Annotated in this window: 1 protein-coding gene; it reads left to right on the top strand. The window is 35.9% G+C overall.

Annotated features, from left to right (window positions below; genetic code table 11):
* Positions 1-110: 110 nt before the first annotated feature.
* Complete coding sequence (locus C406_RS21445) at positions 111-359, top strand: transposase family protein (protein WP_192812628.1); 249 nt, start codon at positions 111-113, stop codon at positions 357-359.
* Positions 360-610 lie beyond the last annotated feature (251 nt).

Below are 610 nucleotides of genomic sequence, written 5' to 3'. Positions count from 1 at the left end.
GAGTCGCCGCTCTGCACTCCAATTAGCTAAGAAAATATAGGAAACATAAGTTCAAATAGATCCCTAACATTACTTTTAAAGGGAAAATACGTACATATGTCCTTCGAAAATTGACAGACACCCCTACACATTGCGGAGGGTGCGGAGTCAGAAACATTGACTATACGGTTTATAAAAATGGGACTCAATCATCTCGAATTACCTTACCGATTACGGGTGTAAATCCAACCTATTTACTTTTGAAAAAGCAACGTTTCATATGTAAAGCGTGTAATTATAGTTTCACTTCAAAACACCTATCGTTCAAAAGAATAGGTTTCACAAAATGTAAAGGCACAAGTCATACTAAAGTCTGCTGAATCACAATCCTTAACGTCTATGGCACTAGATTGTTCCATCTCAGCTACAACTGTTCAACGCTTGAATAACCCAGCTGCAAAACAATTTAAACCGCATTATTTTACCCTTTAAATTAAAACCAGCTGATAAACAAAGCGAACAAACACAATTACGTTCAAAACAGCATAATCCTACTTTTAAGCATGTCACTTGATCAGGCAATTTATATATTTTTATCCAACTTTAACGGGCAATTTTAGTTGCTTGGAGT

It is taken from the genome of Paenisporosarcina sp. TG-14 (genome assembly GCF_000297555.1).
In the GTDB taxonomy this organism is placed as follows: Bacteria; Bacillota; Bacilli; order Bacillales_A; family Planococcaceae; genus Paenisporosarcina; species Paenisporosarcina antarctica.
This window is presented reverse-complemented; position numbering and strand designations above follow the sequence as displayed.